Origin of the sequence: Streptomyces sp. NBC_00322 (genome assembly GCF_036147535.1) — a bacterium.
In the GTDB taxonomy this organism is placed as follows: Bacteria; Actinomycetota; Actinomycetes; order Streptomycetales; family Streptomycetaceae; genus Streptomyces.
Genome location: NZ_CP108019.1, coordinates 1,698,065 through 1,717,902 on the forward strand (window position 1 = coordinate 1,698,065; position 19,838 = coordinate 1,717,902).

At 72.4% G+C, this 19,838-nt stretch carries 18 protein-coding genes and 1 pseudogene; 10 read left to right on the forward strand and 9 right to left on the reverse strand.

Annotated features, from left to right (window positions below; genetic code table 11):
• Positions 1-2: 2 nt before the first annotated feature.
• From OG905_RS07715 to OG905_RS07725, 3 genes are read left to right on the forward strand one after another with little or no spacing between them, the layout of a single operon-like run.
• Positions 3-1,412, forward strand: a complete 1,410-nt coding sequence (locus tag OG905_RS07715; RefSeq protein ID WP_328666933.1) for a tannase/feruloyl esterase family alpha/beta hydrolase — start codon at positions 3-5, stop codon at positions 1,410-1,412.
• 37 nt (positions 1,413-1,449) lie between these two features.
• Entirely contained in the window at positions 1,450-1,929 is a 480-nt protein-coding gene (locus OG905_RS07720) for a hypothetical protein (protein ID WP_328666934.1), read from the forward strand.
• Positions 1,913-2,398 carry a peroxiredoxin gene (locus OG905_RS07725; RefSeq protein ID WP_328666935.1) on the forward strand — a complete coding sequence of 162 codons (486 nt, stop codon included), beginning with the start codon at positions 1,913-1,915 and terminating at the stop codon, positions 2,396-2,398. The genes OG905_RS07720 and OG905_RS07725 overlap by 17 nt, the downstream gene beginning before the upstream one ends.
• A 43-nt stretch (positions 2,399-2,441) precedes the next feature.
• On the opposite strand, the gene OG905_RS07730 is transcribed toward OG905_RS07725, so the two are convergent.
• From OG905_RS07730 to OG905_RS07750, 5 genes are all read right to left on the reverse strand, one after another.
• A complete protein-coding gene (locus tag OG905_RS07730) occupies positions 2,442-3,266 on the reverse strand; it encodes a hypothetical protein (protein WP_328666936.1) in 825 nt (274 codons plus the stop codon).
• Positions 3,266-4,540 carry a VWA domain-containing protein gene (locus OG905_RS07735; RefSeq protein ID WP_328666937.1) on the reverse strand — a complete coding sequence of 425 codons (1,275 nt, stop codon included), beginning with the start codon at positions 4,538-4,540 and terminating at the stop codon, positions 3,266-3,268. Before OG905_RS07735 ends, OG905_RS07730 begins: the two co-directional genes overlap by 1 nt.
• A gap of 368 nt (positions 4,541-4,908) precedes the next feature.
• Positions 4,909-5,949, reverse strand: coding sequence for a zinc-dependent alcohol dehydrogenase family protein (locus OG905_RS07740; protein ID WP_328666938.1), 1,041 nt, complete (start codon positions 5,947-5,949; stop codon positions 4,909-4,911).
• A gap of 28 nt (positions 5,950-5,977) precedes the next feature.
• Complete coding sequence (locus tag OG905_RS07745; RefSeq protein ID WP_328666939.1) at positions 5,978-8,080, reverse strand: phage holin family protein; 2,103 nt, start codon at positions 8,078-8,080, stop codon at positions 5,978-5,980.
• 103 nt (positions 8,081-8,183) lie between these two features.
• Entirely contained in the window at positions 8,184-8,588 is a 405-nt protein-coding gene (locus OG905_RS07750; RefSeq protein ID WP_328666940.1) for a hypothetical protein, read from the reverse strand.
• Between the two features lie 301 nt (positions 8,589-8,889).
• Between OG905_RS07750 and OG905_RS07755 the strand changes: the two genes are divergently transcribed.
• Together OG905_RS07755 and OG905_RS07760 are read left to right on the forward strand one after the other, a co-directional pair.
• Complete coding sequence (locus OG905_RS07755) at positions 8,890-9,654, forward strand: MBL fold metallo-hydrolase (RefSeq protein ID WP_328666941.1); 765 nt, start codon at positions 8,890-8,892, stop codon at positions 9,652-9,654.
• Entirely contained in the window at positions 9,651-10,331 is a 681-nt protein-coding gene (locus OG905_RS07760; protein WP_328666942.1) for a DedA family protein, read from the forward strand. The genes OG905_RS07755 and OG905_RS07760 overlap by 4 nt, the downstream gene beginning before the upstream one ends.
• Here OG905_RS07760 and OG905_RS07765 read toward each other — a convergent pair.
• Positions 10,311-11,441 carry an MBL fold metallo-hydrolase gene (locus OG905_RS07765; RefSeq protein ID WP_328666943.1) on the reverse strand — a complete coding sequence of 377 codons (1,131 nt, stop codon included), beginning with the start codon at positions 11,439-11,441 and terminating at the stop codon, positions 10,311-10,313. The genes OG905_RS07760 and OG905_RS07765 overlap by 21 nt on opposite strands.
• Positions 11,442-11,453: 12 nt before the next feature.
• On the reverse strand, positions 11,454-12,671 hold the full coding sequence (locus OG905_RS07770; protein WP_328666944.1) for an aminotransferase class I/II-fold pyridoxal phosphate-dependent enzyme: 1,218 nt from the start codon (positions 12,669-12,671) through the stop codon (positions 11,454-11,456).
• Positions 12,672-12,946: 275 nt separating this feature from the next.
• Here OG905_RS07770 and OG905_RS07775 point away from each other — a divergent pair, with 275 nt between their 5' ends.
• The 5 genes and pseudogenes from OG905_RS07775 (at position 12,947) to OG905_RS07795 (ending at position 16,877) form a co-directional block, all read left to right on the forward strand.
• Positions 12,947-14,461 (forward strand): bifunctional phosphatase PAP2/diacylglycerol kinase family protein, encoded by a 1,515-nt coding sequence (locus OG905_RS07775; RefSeq protein ID WP_443043905.1) that lies wholly within the window; start codon positions 12,947-12,949, stop codon positions 14,459-14,461.
• A gap of 72 nt (positions 14,462-14,533) precedes the next feature.
• Positions 14,534-14,938, forward strand: a pseudogene (locus tag OG905_RS07780) (GNAT family N-acetyltransferase); the annotation flags it as partial.
• A gap of 90 nt (positions 14,939-15,028) precedes the next feature.
• Positions 15,029-15,562, forward strand: a complete 534-nt coding sequence (locus OG905_RS07785) for a GNAT family N-acetyltransferase (protein ID WP_328682103.1) — start codon at positions 15,029-15,031, stop codon at positions 15,560-15,562.
• Between the two features lie 93 nt (positions 15,563-15,655).
• Positions 15,656-16,465 (forward strand): class I SAM-dependent methyltransferase, encoded by an 810-nt coding sequence (locus OG905_RS07790; protein ID WP_328666945.1) that lies wholly within the window; start codon positions 15,656-15,658, stop codon positions 16,463-16,465.
• A 58-nt stretch (positions 16,466-16,523) separates the two neighbouring features.
• On the forward strand, positions 16,524-16,877 hold the full coding sequence (locus OG905_RS07795; RefSeq protein ID WP_328666946.1) for a VOC family protein: 354 nt from the start codon (positions 16,524-16,526) through the stop codon (positions 16,875-16,877).
• A 16-nt stretch (positions 16,878-16,893) separates the two neighbouring features.
• Here OG905_RS07795 and OG905_RS07800 read toward each other — a convergent pair whose 3' ends face one another.
• Together OG905_RS07800 and OG905_RS07805 are read right to left on the reverse strand one after the other, a co-directional pair.
• Positions 16,894-18,873: a DUF5107 domain-containing protein gene (locus tag OG905_RS07800; protein WP_328666947.1), complete on the reverse strand. Its 1,980-nt coding sequence runs from the start codon at positions 18,871-18,873 to the stop codon at positions 16,894-16,896.
• Positions 18,874-18,924: 51 nt separating this feature from the next.
• Positions 18,925-19,824, reverse strand: coding sequence for an arginase family protein (locus tag OG905_RS07805; protein ID WP_328666948.1), 900 nt, complete (start codon positions 19,822-19,824; stop codon positions 18,925-18,927).
• Between the last annotated feature and the right edge of the window lie 14 nt (positions 19,825-19,838).

The following is a 19,838-nucleotide window of genomic DNA, read 5'->3' on the forward strand; positions in this document are numbered from 1 at the left end:
CCGTGCCCCTGCCCCTCGCCGTTCCCTACGCGGCCGCGCTGCTGCTCTCCGTCGCCGCGCTCCCGGCCGTCGTCCATCAGCAGGACACCTCTGCCTCCGGCCACTGCACCCGGATCGCCCGGCTGCATGTGCCGGGTGCCGAGCACCAAGAGGCGTCCTGCCTCGATGAGTTGACGACTGCGGGGACGGTCGCATCCGGTCACACCGACCCGGCCGACTGGGCGGGGCTGACCCCGGCGGGCCTTGCCACACCCACCGGTGTGCCCGGCATCCAGATCGACGGCTACTTCCCCGACACGTCCGCCGGCAATGCCAACCACGGCTGGAAGCACGACGCGCAGTTCGTCGTCCGGCTGCCCGACCGCTGGAACGGCGGACTGGTCGTCGCGGGCTCCCCCGGCGTGCGCGAGCAGTATGCGAACGACCGGGCGATCGGTGACTGGATGCTCTCCCGCGGCTATGCGTTCGCCGCGACCGACAAGGGCAACACCGGAGCCACCTTCTACCGCGACGGCGACGCGCCCGGCGAGGCGATCGCCGAATGGAACGACCGGGTCACCGAGTTGACCAGGGCAGCCCGCGCGGTCGTCACCCAGCGCTACCACCGCCCGCCCTCCCGCACCCTCGCCACGGGCATGTCCAACGGCGGCTACCTGGTGCGCTGGCAGCTGGAGAACCACCCCGAGCTGTACGACGGCGGCGTCGACTGGGAGGGAACGCTCTGGCGGGCGAGCGGCCCGAACCTGCTGACCTTCCTGCCACCCGCGCTGCGCCACTATCCGCTCTACGCATCGGGCGGACCCGGCGCGGACGAGGCGCACCGAGCCATGGTTGCCGCCGGATATCCGGCGGGGTCGGAGTTTCTGTGGCCGTTCCACCATCAGTACTACTGGGATCTGACCCAGCGGATCTATCGCGAGGAGCTGGACCCGGGCTACGACGGCTCCACCGAGGCGGGCACCCCGTACTGCGCGCCCGGCACGCCCGCCTGCGACGCGGACTATGTGTACGCCTCCCGGCCCCCGGAGGTCCGCCGTGCCGTCGCCGCGATCGGGCTGACCGGCCGGATCGGAAAGCCGCTGATCACCCTGCACGGCACTCTCGATGTCCTGCTGCCCATCGGCCAGGACTCCGATGTGTACGCCCGCATGGTGCGCGACGCGGGCCGCAGCGGGCTCTTCCGCTACTACCGGATCGAAGGCGGTACGCATGTCGACTCGCTGTACGACGTCTTTCCGGACAAACTCCGGCCGTTGACGCCCTGTCACCGCTCGGCCTTCAGAGCTCTGGAGGCATGGATCGGACACGGCAGGCAGCCTGTGCCGAGCCGCACCGTGGCCCGTCCGGAAGGTGCCGGTCCGGGCACGCTGCTCGAAGAATGTTCCCTCGCGGGCAAAGAGACCGGATTCTGAGCAATCCCCGGCCTCACCGGCGCCGAATGACAGTCGTGTGGCAGCGCACCGGTCGGCGGTGCGCGGACCGGCTCTGGGGGCGCAGGTGCGAGCGACGATACGGGTACGTGTACTGGCGGAGGACGGGCCACAGGTGTGGCTCGCCGTGAGCGGCCGGCTGGCCCGGTCCACCGCTCCGATGCTGACCGGGGCCCTGCGCCTGCGGGAGGCCGAGGGGTTCACCGTGCTGTTCGTGGATGTCGGCGCGCTCGCCGACGACTGGGAGCTGACCCTCCAGGAGATCCGCGACCTGTTCCCGGGCGGCAGGCGGCTGGCGTTTCACATCATCGGTTCCGCCGATGACCTTCGATTGCAACCCGGCCACGATCGCCGGTTCGTCTTCCATCCGGGACCTGCTTCGGCGTGGACTGTGTGGGTACGCGGCCCTTCGACGACGCCCTCGACGAGGGGCCGCAAGGCAGTACGCCCGTCCGTCCGCACTCGTAGCCGCAGGAGTCCCCTTGGCAGCATCACCTGAACACGGCCAGTCCGTCGCCGACTTCACCCTCCCCGGTGGGATTCTGGTCGACGACGTCTTCGAGCGCCGCGACTTCACGCTCAGCGAGCAGCGGGGCCGCCCGCTGGTCATCGCCTTCTATCCCGGCGACGACACCACCGTGTGCACCAAGCAGCTCTGCTCGTACTCCAGTGGTCTGGAGACGTTCACGGACTGCGGCGCCGAGGTCTGGGCGGTCAGCCCGCAGAGCGTCGACAGCCATGAGTCGTTCGCCCGCAAGTACGGGCTCCGCATGCCGCTGCTCGCCGACACCGACAGGGCCGTCTCACGAGCCTTCGGCATCGCGGCACCGGGCATCGGGCTGCGGCGTGCCGTCTTCGTCATAGCGGCCGACGGGACGCTGCACTGGAAGCATGTGGCTCTGTTCGGGGCGACGTTCCAGTCGAAGGAGACGCTGGCCCGACAGCTCGCGGCGCTCCAGGACGCGTGACGTACGCGTGGCCACGGCATCGCTGCCGTGGCCACCGCACTGTTCAGGCCGCGGGTGGTACGCGAGAGGCGCGTCCGGATCCGCGGGTGAGGGAGTAACCGCCGATGGCCGCCAGCGCGCCGAGCAACCCTCCTGCCGCGGTCCAGAGCCAGCGGTCGGACCACCAGCCCGCCGACCAGCCGCCGTCCGGCTCGCTGATGGTGGCCGCCGCCTGCTTCGGCGTGCTGCCTTCGTCGTCCCGTGCGCGGGTGGCCGTGCCCGGCACCAGCGGGGCGGAGAGCGAACCGCCGCCCGCGTGCGCGCCGCCCGCGTCGACCGATGTGGCCTCGACCTCGGCCTTCACCGGCAGGCCGAGGTCTTCCGCGGGCAGATCGGTGACCGTCAGCCGGATGTAATAGCTGCCGGGCAGCGGGTCGTTGTCCCACGGCTCGGCCCAGGAGCGGACCGTACGCAGCGTGCAGGACAGTTCGACCGACGTGGCCTCCTTGGCCGCGCCCCTGCCCTGCATGCCGTAGATGCAGGACTGGCGCCTGCGCAGCCCGTCGTACACATCGAGCCGCCAGGTGGACGCGCCGTGCCGGGCCGCCGGCTCGGGCAGCGTGACCGTGGCCTTCACGGTGGCCCGGCGGCCCGCGTCGGCGGGGAACACCCAGTAGAGGTAGTCGCCCGCGGACGCCTCGGCGGTGGCCTTGTGGCCCTGCTCGACGGCGGTCGCGTCACGGAATCCGGTGCCCGCCTTGGTCGGTCCGGCCGCATCCCCGCTCTTGCTCGGGCTGGGCGACGGGTCGTCCGCCACGGCTGAGCCGACCGTGCCGGTCAGCGCGGTGGCGGTCAGCAGCGCGGTCGTCAACACACGTGCGATACGCATCAGTTGGTCCTCCATACGGCGACGCGCCAGCGTGAGATCCAGCCCCACAGCAGACCGGCCACCAGGCCGGTGAGCACCAGGACGGCGAGCAGCCACCAGCCACGGCCGAGACCGAAGGCGGCCACGTCGGCCGCCTCGTCGGGCGCGTCCACGACGTCGACAGTGAGCTCGACGGGCAGGCCGGGGTCCGTCTTCACCGACGCGGGCGCCGAGAAGGAGTTGCCGACCTGGAGGCAGACGGTCTCCGCTGCCGGCTTCACCCCGTCGGAATCCTCCGACTCGGCCTTCGGATAGCGCAGCCCGGTGGAGATCACATCGGTGCGTCCGTCGCCCGCCTCCGAACCGCGGACGATCTCACGGCCGTGGACGGTCACGGCCCGCAGCAGCACGCCGTAGTCGTTGTTGACGGCCCGGTCGGCCGCGACGCTCACCGAGGCGCGCAGCTCCTGGCCGGGCAGGACGTCCACCCGGTACCAGCGGTGCTCGCCGAACTTCTCGCGGTCGCTGTAGAGACCGGCCTTGAGCTGCGGGGCCTTCGCGCACTCCGCCGCGCCTTCGGTGGCCACCGGCGTGACCACCGGCTCGGCGGCCCGGTCCACCAACTGGCTCACCCGGTCGGAGAGTTCGTCGGTGTGCTGCACGGAGGTGTACGTACCGCCGGTGGCCTCGGCGATGCAGCTGAGCTGGTTGCGGGTCTTGGCGTCCGGGACCAGGCCCAGTGTGTCGATGACGAGATGGATCCCCTTGGCGGCGATGTCGCGCGCGACCTCGCACGGGTCGAGCGGGGCACAGGTGTCCTCGCCGTCCGTGATGAGGACGATCCGCCGGGTCGCGTCACCGCCCTTGAGATCCTCGGCCGCGCCGAGCAGGGCGGGACCGATCGGGGTCCAGCCGGTGGGGGCGAGGGTCGCCACGGCGGTCTTCGCCTCGGTCCGGTCCAGCGGCCCGACGGGGTAGAGCTGCTTGGTGTCCTTGCAGCCGACCTTCCTGTCCTTGCCGGGGTAGTCGGCGCCGAGGGTGCGTATGCCGAGCTCGACCTCGCCCGGAACCGCGTCGAGGACCTCGTTGAACGCCTGCTTGGCGGCCGACATGCGGGTCTGGCCGTCGATGTCCCGCGCGCGCATCGAGCCACTGACGTCGAGGACGAGCTCGACCTTGGGGGACGGTGGCTTGGCTGCCGGTTCGTCGGCGGCGGCGACGGCTGGGGGGAGCGCGGCGGCCAGGGCGGCGAGCAGGCCGCAGGTAGCGGCCGCCAGCCGTTTTCTTGTGATCATCACCGGATGGTATTGATGATCGCGCGGCGAGCCAAAACGGGTGGGCGGTGCGGGGGTTGGGCGGTGTCGGTTTGCGCCTGCGGCGGGCCTGTTCCCCACCCCGCCCTCCCCCAGACTCCGTCCGGGGGGACCCCCAACCTCCCCGTACGCGCTTCGCGCGTGTCCTCAAACGCCGGACGGGCTGAATGTGCGGCCCTGCCGCACATGTCAGCCTCGTGGGGGTCCCCCCGGACGAAGTCTGGGGGAGTTTGAGGCGCGGGATCTGGGGCGGAGCCCCGGTTCGGGATGGGGGTACCTCCCACGGCCGCCAGGCCGTAGGGGGAGGGCGGGTAGGGGGACAAGGCCCGCCGCAGGCGAACCCGCACCCCCTAACGCCCGTGCGGGACCATCACCGTCACCCCGGCCCCGGACCCCCCGCCGAGCGCCGCCAGCGCCCCCGGCGCCTCCACCAGGCCGATCGTTCTCGTCACCAACAAGCCCGGCCGCAGCGACCCCGAGGCGACCATCGCCATCATCTCGGGGTACGCGTGCGCCGCCATGCCGTGGCTGCCGAGGATCTCCAGCTCCAGCGGGACGACCCGGTCCATCGGCAGGTGGACGCCCTGGGGCAGCAGGCCGACCTGGACGTGGCGTCCCTGGCGGCGCAGGCTCTGGACGGAGTTGACACAGGTCACCGGCGCGCCCAGCGCGTCCAGTGACAGATGGACACCCCCGCCGGTCGCGGAGCGGACCGCGTCCGCGACGCCCGCGCCGAGGGCCGACGCGTCCACACACACCTCAGCGCCGAAGGTCCGCGCGAGCTCCAGCGCGTCCGGCGAGACATCGACCGCGACGACCCTGGCCCCGCAGGCCGCCGCGATCATCACCGCGGACAGGCCCACGCCGCCGCATCCGTGGACGGCGACCCACTCCCCCGGCCGCACCCTGCCCTGCGCCACCACCGCACGGAAGGCGGTCGCGAACCGGCAGCCCAGGCTCGCGGCCGTGCTGAAGGACATCGCATCGGGCAGGGCGACCAGATTGGTGTCGGCGTGGTGGATGGGGACGTACTCGGCGAAGGCCCCCCAGTGGGTGAAGCCGGGCTGCTCCTGGCGCTCGCACACCTGCTGGGCGCCGCGCGCGCATGCCGCGCACCGGCTACAGGCGCAGATGAACGGCACGGTGACCCGGTCGCCGGGCCGCCAGTGGGCGACGCGGTCGCCCACTGATTCGATGACTCCGGCCAGTTCGTGCCCGGGGACGTGCGGGAGGGTGATGTCGGGGTCGTGGCCCATCCAGCCGTGCCAGTCGCTGCGGCACAGCCCGGTCGCCTCGACCCTGATCACCGCTCCGTCGTGGGCCGCCACGGGATCGGGGACCTCGCGTACGTCGAGCGGCTTGCCGAACTCCTCGAACACCACAGCACGCAAGGGGCACACTCCCGGTTCGCTGTATCTGCTACGGCGTCAACGTATCCGGAGGGGAGGCTTCTGCGGCAGACACGATCGGCACCTGCGGCCCCTGGCACTCGCGCAGCCAGCGCCGCAGCACGCGGTGCACACGCTCGGCGCCGAACAGTTCGGTGCCGGGCTCGGCCGGCGCCGACAGGTCGAGTGGCGACAGCAGGAAGGGCTGGGACTGTTCGCCGCCGAGCCCGCCGTGCGAGCCGATCTGTTCCTCGAAGGCGTGCACGGTGCCCGTTTTCGGGTCGTACATCGAGTTGACCATGATGTCGGCGACGTGCGGGAAGGAGTCGGTGCGCCGTACGGCCTCCGCGGCGCCGGGGCCGAAGACACTCAGCGGGCCGGAGTCGGTCAGCGGGCCGTAGTCGGTCAGCCGGCTGACGGGTACCTCGCCGCCGTCGGCGCCGAGGACCAGTGAGCCGTGCTCCTCGCTGCGTACCAGCAGGAAGCCGACGCCCGGGTGGCTGGCGAGCGTCCGGAGCAGCGCCGGGTGGCGGCGCTCGATCTGCTCGCGGCTGAGGCGCTCCTTCGCGTCGGGGAAGGAGATCAGCGCGAGGTTGCCGGAGGCGAGCACGATCGGGTCGGAGCCCGCCTGCGGATGTTCGTCCGCTCCTTCGGCTCGCTGCCGGTGCAGCGCCATGCGCAGGGCGTCGCCCACGGCGTCGCGTGCCTCCGCGCCGCTCTTGGAGCGTTCCGCCCGGCGCGAGACGGGCAGTCCGCACCCGGCGCGCACAAGATCCTTGAGGGTGAGTCCGTACACGCTCTCGAAGGTCTCTCCGGGGCTCTGGCCGTGGTCGGACAACAGCACGATCCGGTAGTCGCGGGGCGCGTGTTCGGCGACCTTGGCCATCAGCGCGATCGACCGGTCGAGGCGTTCGAGCACCAGCGAGGCGTCCTTGCTGTGCGGCCCGGAGTGGTGGGCCACTTCGTCGTACGCGACGAGGTCGGCGTAGACGGCGGTGCGCCCGGCGAGCATGTCCCCCATCACCGCGGCGACCACGACATCGCGCTCGATGACCGTCGCGAACGCCCGGATGAAGGGGTAGAGCCCGCCGCGCCCGACCCGCGGACGGTCGCCGCGCAGGCGTGCCCGCGTCGACTGCCCTATCTCACGGGCGACTTCGGCGACGAACGACAGTGCGGTACGCACGGCATTGGCAGGGTCGGAGAAGTACGCGAAGTAGCCCGCCCTGGAGCGGTTGGCCTTGCCTCGTCTGGCGGCCATGGACAGGACGAGCGCGAGCTGGTCGGCACCGCCGCTGAAGAGGTTGCCGCGGCTCGCGCCGTCGACGGTGAGCAGTCCGCCGTCGCCGGTGCGCTCGATGGCGCGGCGCTGGAGTTCGGCAGCGCTCGCGGGCCGGTTGCTGACCATGACCCGGCCGCTGTCCTTCTCGTACCAGCGGAAGGCGGGGACGTCGTGGTTGGAGCCGTGCAGGATGCCGAGCTGGCTGGCGCCGGTCTGGCTGGACCAGTCGGTGCGCCAGTGGCTGAGCCGGTGGGTCGTGCCGATCCATCCGGCGACGGTCGGCATGACGCCGTCGTCGGCCGCGTTCCGCAGGACTTCGTATCCGACCCCGTCGAGCTGCAGGAAGACGGTGCCGGGCGTACGAGGGGGCTCGTCGTCCTCGCCGCCTCTGCGTCTTCGGCGGTCGGCGAGCCGGGAGAGCCGGCGGCGGTAGGCATTGTCGTCGCGGACGGCGAGCCCGGTGGAGGTCGCCGACGCGACGGCGGACATCACGGCGGCGACGACGACGGCGGTCTCCGGGTTGGCCGCGCCGCGCCCGTCGGGGATCAGCCAGAGCGCGATCAGCAGCAGCGAGCCGTTCAGGAAGAACACCAACAGGCCGAGCACCAGGGCCGGTACGAGCAGCAGCGCACGTACGACGACGGGCCAGACCAGCGCGGTCAGCAGACCGAAGGCACCCGCGCCCCAGGCGGCGGTGACGGCGGTCCTGGTGATGGAGTCCCCGTCGTCGGACTGCAGCTGGAAGTCGGGCAGCAGCCCGGCGAGCGCGAGCATCGTCAGCGTGGACACAGCCCACACCACGATCACCCGCACCAGGGCTCTGCCGGCCGTACGCCATCGCCCCTCGACCACGCCGCTTTCACCTCACCCTTGGATCAGGTCTCCAGCCTGGCACAGGGGCTCAGGTTGTCCGGCGGGGTATCGGCGAGGTTATGGGCGGGGCCGGGCGGAGCGGTCAGCAGCCGCTATAACCGGCGGTCGGCATGGAGAGCCTTCTATGCACACTGGCTTTCATCGCCGCGTCGTAGACGGGCTCGTCGAGGTTCGCCGTCTCCAGCGGTACGCCTCTGCGTTCGCACTCGGCGAGGAAGTCCGGCAACGACGTCACGGCGCGGGACAGCACCCGCTCGTTGGGGGCGACGAACAGATCCACGCTGCCCGCCCCGACGTCGGTCCACAGCGCGCAGTGGTCGGGGCGCAGTCCGTAGAAGAGGAGCTGCCGGGTGACGACATAGCCCTTGTCGGCGGCCCAGCGGGCACACATCGCGTGCTGGCTCCGGGTATCCACCAGAAAGGGATCGCGGTCGAGTTCCTCAAGGGGGGTCAGGCTGGCGATGGCCGCCACGCGTAAGCCTTCCATGGACATGTGATCCCCCTGCACTCTCGGTCACTGGCCGACGACCCTACTCCGGGCTCCGGGACCCGGCATCCAGGTCCTGTCCGGTCGATCAGGCCGGATCAGTGAGCGGGGTCTGGTGCGTGCAGCTGCAAGGCGGAGGAGGGAGCCGACGCGGAGCGTCGGCGACTGACGCAACGCGGCATGGGGGCACCTCCCGTGCCCGAAGGGCTACGGGGGAGTGCGTGCCAGGGCACGCGAGCCCGGCAAGACCGGCCGGACAGGACCTAGGCTCGGGGCGTACGGGTGCAAGGAGGAGGCGCGCGTGGAGGTCACCTGGTGGGGTCATGCCACCTGCACGGTCGAGGACTCCGGCGTCCGGGTGCTGACCGATCCGCTCTTCGTTCGCCGGCTCGCGCATCTGCGCAGGCGGCGCGGTGAGCTGCCGCCCGCGGAGGCGACGGTTGCCGAGGCGGTCCTGGTGTCGCATCTGCACTCCGACCATCTGCATCTGCCCTCGCTGGCGCGGCTGGCTCCGGGCACCCGGCTGGTGGTGCCGCGCGCCGCGACACGGTCCGTGCCGGGGCTGGCCCGGCTGGGTCTGCGGGTCACCGAGATGGCGCCCGGTGACGAGGTGCGGGTCCAGGACCTGGTGGTGCGTGCCGTGCCCGCGCTGCACGACGGGCGGCGGCTGCCGCTCGGGCCGCACCGTTCGCCGGCGCTCGGCTATGTGATCAGCGGCGAGGCGCGTACGTACTTCGCCGGGGACACCGGGCTCTTCGACTCGATGGCCGACGAGGTCGGCCCGGTCGATGTGGCGCTGCTGCCGGTGGGCGGCTGGGGGCCGTTTCTCGGCCACGGGCATCTGGACCCGGGCCGGGCGGCGCAGGCGCTGGCCTCGCTGGCACCGCGCGCGGCCGTGCCCGTGCACTACGGCACGTACTGGCCGATCGGGATGGACGGGATCCGGCCGCACGAGTTCTACGCCCCGGGCGAGGAGTTCGTACGCAAGGCGGCGCGGCTGGCTCCGCAGGTGGCGGTGCACCGGCTGGGGCACGGCGAGCGGGTCAGGCCGGAGGCTGCCCGGTGAGTTCGAAGCCCTGGGAGTCGCTCCGGCAGTTGTCCGAGATCGTCGGGAAGCTGCCGCCGGAGTCGACGCAGCAGGCGGTCGGCTATCCGTCGCTGTTTCTGCTGGTGGTGCTGGGTGCGCTGGTGCCGGTGGTGCCGACGGGGGCGGTGGTCAGTTCGGCGGCGGTGGTGGCCTTCCATCAGACGGCCCCGCTGTCGCTGCTGTTCGTGTTTCTGGTGGCTTCGCTCGCCGCGTTCCTCGGCGATGTGACGCTGTACTGGCTCGGCCAGCGCGGGTTCCGCTCGAAGAACGGCTCGCGGTGGCTCACGGCGCTCAGCGACCGTGCCTCGCCCGACCGGCTCGATCAGGCGCAGCGCAAGCTGGACGAGCACGGGGTGACCGTGCTTGTGCTCTCCCGGCTGGTGCCGGCCGGGCGGATCCCGGTGATGCTGGCCTGCCTGCTGAGCCGGATGCCGCTGCGCTCCTTTGTGCGGGGCGACATCCCCGCATGCCTGGCCTGGGCGGCGACGTATCAGCTGATCGGGATTCTCGGCGGCTCGCTGTTCGACGAGCCGTGGAAGGGCGTGGCGGTGGCGGTGACGCTGACCGTGGTGATCAGCGGGGCGCCGACGCTGTGGCGCCGGGTCCGGCGCGGGTCGCGCCCCGGCTCGGCGGGCTCAACCGGCCAGCAGGCGTGAGCCGCCCACCGGCAGGTCCCACAGCCGGTCCCGCGGCCGGCCGGTGCGCTCCCAGGCGGCGCGGACCCGGCTGAGCGGCTCCAGGACCGGCTCGGCGGAGAGCACGAACGTCGCCCAGTGCATCGGGGCCATGTGGCGCGCGCCGAGATCCTCGAAGGCACATACCGCCTCTTCGGGGTCGGTGTGCACATCGCTGAGCCACCAGCGCGGGTCGTACGCGCCGATGGGCAGCAGCGCCACATCGAGGTCCGGGTGGCGGCGGCCGATCTCCTTGAACCAGTGGCCGTACCCGGTGTCGCCCGCGAAGTACACGGACTGGCCGAGCCGGTCGGTCAGCACCCAGCCGCCCCAGAGGGAGCGGCAGGTGTCCATGAGGGTGCGCTTGGACCAGTGGTGGGCAGGAACGAAGTCGAAGCGGACGCCACCCAGCTCCGCGCACTCCCACCAGTCCAGTTCGGTCACGTGGGTGAAGCGGCGGCGCCGGAACCAGCGGGCGAGGCCCGCCGGGACGAAGACGGGGGTGTGGCGCGGAAGTCGCTTCACGGTGGGGGCGTCCAGATGGTCGAAGTGGTTGTGGCTGATGACCACCGCGTCGATCGGCGGCAGGTCCTCCCAGCGCACTCCGACGGGCGTGATCCGGGCCGGGGTGCCGAAGATGCGGCGGGACCAGACGGGGTCGGTGAGGACGGTGAGCCCGCCGATGCCGAGCACCCAACTGGCGTGTCCCGCCCAGGTGACGGCGACGGTCGCGGTGTCCACGGCGGGCAGCGGCCCCGGTGCGAAGGGCAGCAGCGGAATGTCGCGCAGCCCGTCGGGGCCGGGGCGCACGGCGCCCTCCGTGGCGAGGCGGGCCATGGCGCGTACGCCGGGCAGGGGCGCGGTGAGCCGGTCGGCGAAGGTCCTCGGCCAGGTGCGGATCTCTCCGAGGGGGCGGGGCCGGGAGCGTACGCCGGGGTGGTTCAGCGGTGTGGGGTGAGGTGGCTGTGCGGGGGCGGTCGCTTGTGCGGAGTCGTTGGCCCGTGCGGGGGCGGTCGTCCGTGCCCCGTCGGTTGCGTGTGCCGCGTCGTCTGCCTGGCCCGAGTGCTCCGCCTGCTCCGTCTGTTCCGTCATCCGGGGCTCCGTTCAACGCAGTTCGTCGAAGGCCGTTCCAAGAATGCTCAACGCCCCCGCCACGTGCGGCAATTCCAGAGGTGCCGGTGAGGTGAGTGATTCCTGCCGCTGCTCGGGAGTGGATCCCAGCAGCGGCCCGGTGGCCAGCCGTACCCGCAGCGCCCCCAGCTCGTCGTCGAACCGGTGCCCGCCGGGAACGGGCGACCCGATGCGGTCGCTCAGATACTCCTCCAGCTCCATGGAGTCGTTCACACCCCGCTCAGCGAGGCGTGAGCGCAGCGGCCCGAGGTCGGCGTACAGGTGGCGGCCCGCCTGCGGCGGCCGGGCCAGGGCCCCGGCGGCGAGCACCGCGCGGTGCACTTCCGAGGCCACGCGCGCGTGCAGGGCTGCGGCCCGCTCGGCCCTTTCGATGACCGGACCCGGCTCGTCGAGTGCGTGGGTCGCGGCCACCGCGATCGGTTCGGCGACGACCGCGCCGAGCGCGGTCAGGAAGTCGAGGGTCCTGGCCCGCCTGAGCGCGCCCTCGTCGGTGCGGGGGAAACGGGCGACGGCCACCGGCCAGGAGGCGGGCGTGAGCGCTCCGGCCAGATCGCTGATGATGGTCACGTCCTCGGGGCACATCTCCGCGGGACTGAGCAGCACCGTCTCGTGGGGCCGGTGCAGGGTGTCGCGCCAGGTCTCGTCGCTGATGATGTGCAGCCCCTCACCGACGGCGGCCTCGCACGCCTCGCGCACGGTCTCGGGCGGGGCCACGGTCGCGGTGGGGTCGTCGGCGACGGAGAGCAGCAGCAGCCGGGGCATGCCACCCTCGGCACGGACTCTGCGTACGGTCTCGAGCAGGGCGAAGGGGTCGGGCACACCGCCGCACTCCGCCGGGGTCGGCACATGGTAGGCGGGCCTGCCGAGCAGCCGGACCTGCGGAGTCCACCAAGCGGGGCACGGGCGCGGCATCAGCACATCGCCTTCGTACGCCCCGATCAGGGCGAGCAGCAGGGGCTGCGCGCCGGAAGCCGCGGCCACCTCCTCGGGCCGGGAGCGCAGCCCGCGCCGCCACCAGTAGCCGCAGGCCGCCTCGCGCAGCTCGGGGCCACCGCCGGGCGGCTCCCCCTCGGCGCGGCCCGACGCGGCAGCGAGCACATCGACGAGCTCGGGCAGCACGGGCAGTCCGGACTCGGGGGCGGGCGGTCCGTAACGGACAGGGCCACGGTCTTCCGGTGCCGTCCGCTGCATTGCCGTCACCTCCGCGTGTCCCCAGGACCGGTCACCGGCCTACGAGCCCTTTACAGGACCGGTCACCGGCCCACGAGCCCTTTATACGGAGGTTTGCGCGAGCTCGCCGCGCGGAAGCCCACGCGGGAACCGCAATCGGCCGGGCGTCGGACGACGGTGTCGGGCGACGGTGACCGGGGCGGACCGCGGGCTCGACACCCCACACGGGCCGCCTCCTGGTGGGTGAATGGGTCCCCTCCTGCGTGGCGACGGCGCCCACCGGGTACCCGCGTTCCATGTCAGACGCTCACGCACAGGCTCACACACAGGGAATGCCGCAGGTCCGCGCCCGAGTCACGGGGCTGCTCGGCGCGTGGGACCGGCAGGTCCACCACGCCGTCGCCGCCCGGCACTGGCCGCTCGCGGAGCCGGTGCTGCCACGCCTGAGCCGCAGCGCCAACCACGGGCTGCTCTGGCTCGGCACGGCCGCCACAATGGCCGCGCTCGGGCGCGGCGCGCGCTCGCGGCGCGCCGCCGTACGGGGCGTGGCGTCGCTCGCGCTCGCCTCCGCCGCCATCAACACCATCGGCAAGCGCTCGGTGCGCAGAGCACGGCCGCTGCTCGACGCGGTGCCCGTGATACGGCAGCTGAAGCGGCAGCCGTTCACTACGTCCTTCCCCTCCGGGCACGCCGCCTCGGCGGCGGCCTTCGCGACCGGCGTGGCGCTGGAGTCGAAGAGCTGGGGCGCGGTCGTCGCGCCGGTGGCCGCGTCTGTCGCCTTCTCGCGCGTCTACACGGGCGTGCACTATCCGAGCGACGTGCTGGTGGGCGCGGCGCTGGGGGTGGGCGCGGCCTTCGCGCTGCGCGGCGCGGTGCCGACCCGTTCGCAGCTTCCGCCGCCCGGCCGGCCACATGCCGACGCACCCGCGCTGCGCAACGGAGAGGGCCTGGCGGTCGTCGTCAACCGGCAGGCGGGCTCGGCGGATTCGGCCCGGCTGGTGCGTGAGCTGCTGCCGCTCGCCGAGGTGGTGGAGTGCGCACCCGACGAGCTGCCGGCGGAGCTGGAGAAGGCGGCCGGACGCGGCCGGGTGCTGGGGGTCCTCGGCGGCGACGGAACCGTCAACCGGGCGGCGACCGTCGCCGCCACGCTGGGTGTGCCGCTCGCCGTCTTCCCGGGCGGCACGCTCAACCACTTCGCGTACGACCTGGGCATCGAAACGGTCCAGGACACCTGCCGGGCTCTCGCGGGCGGCGAGGCCGTCCGCGTCGATCTGGGGCGCTTCACCCCGGGACCCGGCGGCGGCGCCCAACCGGGCCACTTTCTCAACACCTTCAGCCTGGGCGTCTATCCGGAGCTGGTGCGCATCCGTGAGCGCTGGTCGCCGCGTATCGGTGGCTGGCCGGCCGGGGTGCTCGCGGCGGCACGGGTGCTGCGCGGCGAACACCCGCTGGAGGCCGAGGTCGAGGGCCGTCGCCGCCCGATGTGGCTGCTGTTCGCCGGCAACGGCATCTACCAGCCGATGGGACCGACGCCCGGCAACCGCCAGTTTCTGGCCGACGGCCTGCTGGATGTGCGCGTGGTGCACGGCGGCCGCTGGCCGGGGCTGCGGCTGCTGGCCGCGGCGCTCGCCGGACCGCTGAGCCGTTCGCCGGTGCACGCGGCGCAGAAGCTGCACAAGCTGCGTATCTCCGGGCTCGCGCCGGGCACACCGATGGCATACGACGGTGAAGTGACCGCAGCACCACGGGAGTTGGTGGTGGACAAGCAGGTCGAGGCGCTGACCGTCTACCGCCCGCAGGCCCTGCTCTGAAGCCCACTCGCCCCGGGACTCGCGCGGAAAACCGGATCGACGGGCTCGGCCTGCGTCCCGCACCATGAGCGCATGCAGATCCGCCGCGCGCAGACCCATGACGCACCGGGGATCGCCGCGGTCCACGTACGGTCCTGGCAGGCGGCGTTCTCCGGTCTCGTGCCTCAGGAGCATCTCGACGCGCTCGATCCCGCGCGTGAGGCACTGACCTGGACGGGACGGCTCACCCAGCCCCGAAGACCCGCCGCGGGTGTGCTGGTCGCCGAGACCGTTGAGGGGATCGTCGCCTTCGCCTCGTACGCCCCGCGCCGCACCGCGGGCACCGCGGAGATCGGCATGCTGTACGCGCTGCCGGAGGTGTGGGGCACCGTCGGCTCAAGCCTGCTGGCGGCCGTCGTCGACGAGCTCACGGAGGCGGGCTGCACCCGGGCCACGCTGTGGGTGCTGGAGGCCAATGACCGGGCCCGCCGGTTCTACGAGGCGTCGGGCTGGCGCCAGGACGGCGCCGTGGAGGTGGACACGAGCTCCGGCCTCCCGCTGATCAAACTGCGCTACCGGCGAACGCTGCTGCGACGGCTCGGCGCCGAGCCGATCCGCACCGAACGGCTGGTGCTGCTGCCGCTTGCCGTCGAGCACGCGGACGAGATGGCGAAGGCCCTGGCCGATCCGTCCCTGCACACCTTCGTCGGCGGTGCGCCCGACACGGTCGAAGCCCTGCGTTCGCGCTACGCCCGCATGCTGGCGGGTGCGCCCGATCCCGCCGTGTCCTGGTGCAACTGGGTCATCAGCCTCCGGGCCGAGTCCTGTCTCGCGGGCACCGTCCAGGCGACGGTGAGCCGCTCGGGACATGGCCGCACGGCCGAGGTCGCCTGGGTGGTCGGCATGCCTTGGCAGGGCCGGGGTGTCGCCACCGAGGCGGCACGCGCGCTCGTCGGCTGGCTCGCGGACCGGTCGGTGCACACGGCCGTCGCCCATGTGCACCCGGACCATCTCGCATCGGCGGCGGTCGCCGCCGCGGCCGGGCTGAGGCCCACCGACCGGGTGCGGGACGGCGAGGTGCGCTGGCAGGCGGATCTCGCCGTGAGCCCACGGCCTTCCTGACGCAGACTCGTCCCATATGACAAGACGCGGGTCTCGTCATGCGGGACTGCGGCGTACGGTTGCCGTACCCGCTTCCGGAGAAGGAGTTCTGCCATGTCGAGGGAGAGTGCCGTCTACACCCATGGGCACCACGAGTCGGTGCTGCGTTCTCACCGCTGGCGGACGGCCGCGAACTCCGCCGCGTATCTCATCGGTGAACTCCGGCCGGGTATGGACGTGTTGGACGTGGGCTGCGGTCCGGGCACCATCACGGCCGATCTTGCCGAGCTGGTGGCGCCGGGCCGGGTGACAGCGGTCGACGCGGCTGAGGACGTACTGGTCCAGGCGCGCGAGACCGCCGCGGGGCGGGGCGTCGACAACGTCCGCTTCGAGGTCGCCGATGTCCACGCGCTGGACTACCCCGACGACTCCTTCGACGTCGTCCACGCCCATCAGGTGTTGCAGCATGTCGGCGATCCGGTGCAGGCGCTGCGCGAGATGCGGCGGGTCTGCCGACCCGGCGGCATCGTCGCGGCGCGCGACAGCGACTACGGCGCGTTCACGTGGTTCCCCGAGCTCCCCGCGCTCGACGACTGGCAGCGGCTGTACCGGCGCGTCGCCCGCGCGAACGGCGGCGAGCCCGACGCCGGCCGCCGGCTGTTGTCCTGGGCCCGGGCGGCGGGCTTCACCGAGATCACCTCGTCCGCCGCGGCCTGGTGTTTCGCAGGGCCCGACGAGCGCGCCTGGTGGAGTGGCCTGTGGGCGGACCGTACGACCGCGTCGGTGTACGCGGAGCTCGCCGTCGACGGCGGGCATGCGACAGCGGAGCAGCTGGCGGCGATCTCCGACGGCTGGCGGGAATGGGGCGGCCAGGACGACGCCTGGTTCATGGTTCCGCACGGCGAAGTGCTCTGCCGAGCCTGAGCGAGAACAATCCGGCAATCGATTTCGCCGTCCGCCGCCGCGAACTACGCTCGCTCGTATGGAGATCCTCGGAACCACGCTTCGCATCTGCGTCGACGACCTGGAGGCCGCGGCCGCCTTCTACGAGCGGCTCACCGGAGCCACGCCCCTGCGCTTCGAGCGCGGCGGGGTCTCGGTGGCGGCCGTCGGCTGCTTCCTGCTGATGAGCGGACCGGAGTCGGAGCTGGAGGTGCTGCGCAAGGTGACGGCGACGATCGCGGTGAAGGACGTGGACGAGGCGTACGCCACGCTCTCCGAGGTCGGCGCGAGGGTCGTCGCGGGTCCGGTGCCGACCCCGGTGGGCCGCAATCTGATCGCCGTGCACCCGGACGGTGCGGTGTTCGAGTACGTCGACCGCAAGGCCCCCGTGTGACCTGCGGTCGCCGTCCTCAGCCCGCTGACGGGCGCATCCGGTAGTCGTACGCCTCGGGCAGCGGCTCGTCGGTGATCCGGGACCACACCTCTTCGAGGATCTCCGCGCCCTCCCGCAGGTCCGCGACCTCGAAGCCCGCGTCGAAAATCGCGCGGGCCTCGTCCTTGCGGCCCTCGGCGATGAGGAGTTGGGCTTCGACGAGCCGGAAGCGGCCGCGCTGCTGGACCGCCGGCCGCAGGCGGTCCCAGACCGCGCGAGCCTCCCCGGTGCGGCGGGCGGCGAGCAGGGCCGCGATGGCCTCGCGCCCGAGCGCTGCCGTCGCCGACGTCCACATCGCGCCGTCGTCGCGTCGCTCCTGGCACAGGTCGTCGAAGGCTTCGGCGTAGCGGTCGGCGGCGCGCGTCGTGTGGCCGCCTTCCTGGTCGGCGACCGCGAGGCAACGCAGCAACGGCCAGCGGGAGGGCGCGAGTCCCAGGCCGCGTTCCCAGCTGCGTACGGCCTGGGCCAGGTCGCCCGCGTGCCACTGGGCGACACCGAGGTGGTACTCGGTCAGCGGTTCGGCGGGCGCGGTCTCCAGCATGTCGCGCCAGTGCGGTGCCACGAGCGAGGGACCGGGCGGAACGACCCTGCGAGGGGCCGGAAAGACGCCGGTCCTCAGCAACTCCCGCCAGGGCGCCTGCTCTTCGCCGAGTGTCGACTCGTCGAAGGGCGTGCCGGGCAGTTTGTGTCCGCCGCGCAGCACCTCCAGTGCTCCCCAGCCCGATCCGGTGGCGAGTTGCTCGCCCGGTTCGGCGTCCGCGCAGGGCCGCCAGGCCTCGTACGCGGCGTCCACCGCCTCCCGTGGCAGAGCCTGCGCCAGCCGGGTCTCCACCTCGGCGCGGGCCGCGTCCCAGTCCTCGCCGTGGACGGCCGCGGGGTCGGCGGCGAGCGGTCCGTACGACTCCAGCCAGCTGAACTCCCCGCCCCCGTCGAGGCGTACATGCTCCAGCTGGGTGCGCGCGAGCCCCGCCTGGATCTCCGCGTAACCTCCCGTGCCGGGCTCCGTCAGCCACTGCTGCCAGCGCCGTCCGCCGCGCCCCGAGCCCCAGAGGAAGAGCTTGCGGCCGCGCAGCGCGTCGGTCGAGGTCTGGACGAGGCCGTGACCGTCCGCGTCCAGCGAGGCGATCCACTTGCGGGCCTCGGCGGGCACCTCGTAGAAATAGTCGGCGGGATACTCGCCGCGCAGGGGGTACGTACGGTCCGCGCCCCGGAATTCGGGCACGGGCACCCGGCGCAGGCTGCGCTCGTATCCGAAGTGCCAGGCCTCCTCGGCGGGTGCGAGCACCCGGGTCGTCTCGTGCTCCTCGACGGCGATGTTGGACCACCAGTAGACGGGCGCGGGCCGCTCGTGCGGATTGCGGATCCGTACGCCGACATGGAGGAAGTCGGAGCCCTCGGGCAGCCACAGATCGACCTGGAAGGGCAGATCGCGCAGCCTCTCCCACTCCCAGAGCCTGACCATCTCGCCCCCGTCGGGCGCGGGTACGACGGCGGCGTGCAGCGGTGCGCAGGACAGCGTGGTGTGGCCGGTGGCGCCGATGTTCCACTCGATGCCGCCGGAGTACCAGGCGCCGTTGAGCGCGAAGTCGGCGGGCTGGAACACGGGGTTGCGGTAGAGGAGTTCACGCGCGGTCGGCTTGTGGTGCAGTGAGTGGATACGGCCGCCGAGACCCGGCAGTACCGTCGCCCGCAGCCGCTCGTTCTCGATCACGATGGCGTCGAGCGGGGTCTCGGTGCGCCGGCGGCCGTACCCGTCGAGCACCCGCACCGGAAGCAGCGTGCGCAGTGGCTCGTAGCCGATCTGCCGTGCCATCTCGCGCGGCAGCTCCTGCTTGGCGCGCTCGTCGATGGCGTGCATCTCGTCGAGCGGACGCAGTGCGGGCAGCGGATTCGGCGGCCCCACGGGGGCGGCCGGCAGGGTCAGTACGGTACGCCGCACGGTTGTCATGACGACCATGGAACACGCAGGTCGCCGCCCTGACCAGGGGCTCCGCAGGTCAGACTTCGGTCAGGCTTCGGCAAAGGCGGCGACGATCAGGTCCGTGAGCAGCTCACCGGCCGTGCCCTCCGGGTCGAGATCGGGGTCGTAGACGGTCACATTGAGTCCGACGCAGCGCTCGGAGCGCACCAATCGGCGCAGCAGAGTGGTCACTTCGGGCGCCAACAGTCCGTCCGGGTCGGGGCTGTCGACGGCGGGCATCACGCTCGGATCCAGTACGTCGGCGTCGAGATGTACCCAGAAGCCGTCCAGTGCGGGCACTTCGAGCGACTGTGCCACGACCCCGGCCACGTCCGCGACGCCCCATTCGCGCAGCTCCCCCACCGTGGTGGTCGGGATCTTCAACTGGGCGAGTTCGGCCCGGTCTTCGTCGAAGTAGTCCCTGATTCCGAGCAGCCGTACGTCCTCGTCGCGCAGATAGGGCCGCAGCCCCTCGATGTCCGTCAGGTCCCCCTGTCCCCGCCCGGTCGAGAGCGCCAGTTCCTCTCCGGCTGCCGCGCCGACGTGATCGGAGTTACCGGGGTGACGGAAGTCGGCGGAGGCGTCGATGGCCGCCAGGCCGTACCGCCCCAGGCGGCGCAGCGCGAGCGCGGCGCCGAGCTGGATGGAGCAGTCCCCGCCGAGGACCAGGGGGAAGTCCCCTGCGCCGACGTGCCGTTCGATCCGGTCGGCGAGTTTGGGGGTGTACGAGGCGATGGCGGCGGCGTTGAAGACCCCGTCACCCTCCTGCCAGTCGCCGCGGTCGTAGCGCGGTGGCACGACCACCCCGCCCTCGAAAGCCCCGAGCCGCTGCACTATCCGCTGTTCGCGCAGGGCGCCCGCGAGCTTGTAGCAGCCGGGGACGGTACCGGGAGCAGGAGGCCGCAGGCCCAGATTGGAGGGAGCGTCGACGATCACGATGTTCCGCATGCGTTCCATCCTCA

What these genes read in the sequence shown, in the direction of transcription:
- OG905_RS07800 (WP_328666947.1), bottom strand. Translation starts at nt 18,873, where the DNA reads ATGGTCGTCATGACAACCGTGCGGCGTACCGTACTGACCCTGCCGGCC.
- OG905_RS07730 (WP_328666936.1), bottom strand. Translation starts at nt 3,266, where the DNA reads ATGCGTATCGCACGTGTGTTGACGACCGCGCTGCTGACCGCCACCGCG.
- OG905_RS07770 (WP_328666944.1), bottom strand. Translation starts at nt 12,671, where the DNA reads ATGCAGCGGACGGCACCGGAAGACCGTGGCCCTGTCCGTTACGGACCG.
- OG905_RS07775 (WP_443043905.1), top strand. Translation starts at nt 12,947, where the DNA reads ATGTCAGACGCTCACGCACAGGCTCACACACAGGGAATGCCGCAGGTC.
- OG905_RS07790 (WP_328666945.1), top strand. Translation starts at nt 15,656, where the DNA reads ATGTCGAGGGAGAGTGCCGTCTACACCCATGGGCACCACGAGTCGGTG.
- OG905_RS07750 (WP_328666940.1), bottom strand. Translation starts at nt 8,588, where the DNA reads ATGGAAGGCTTACGCGTGGCGGCCATCGCCAGCCTGACCCCCCTTGAG.
- OG905_RS07765 (WP_328666943.1), bottom strand. Translation starts at nt 11,441, where the DNA reads ATGACGGAACAGACGGAGCAGGCGGAGCACTCGGGCCAGGCAGACGAC.
- OG905_RS07805 (WP_328666948.1), bottom strand. Translation starts at nt 19,824, where the DNA reads ATGCGGAACATCGTGATCGTCGACGCTCCCTCCAATCTGGGCCTGCGG.
- OG905_RS07735 (WP_328666937.1), bottom strand. Translation starts at nt 4,540, where the DNA reads ATGATCACAAGAAAACGGCTGGCGGCCGCTACCTGCGGCCTGCTCGCC.
- OG905_RS07795 (WP_328666946.1), top strand. Translation starts at nt 16,524, where the DNA reads ATGGAGATCCTCGGAACCACGCTTCGCATCTGCGTCGACGACCTGGAG.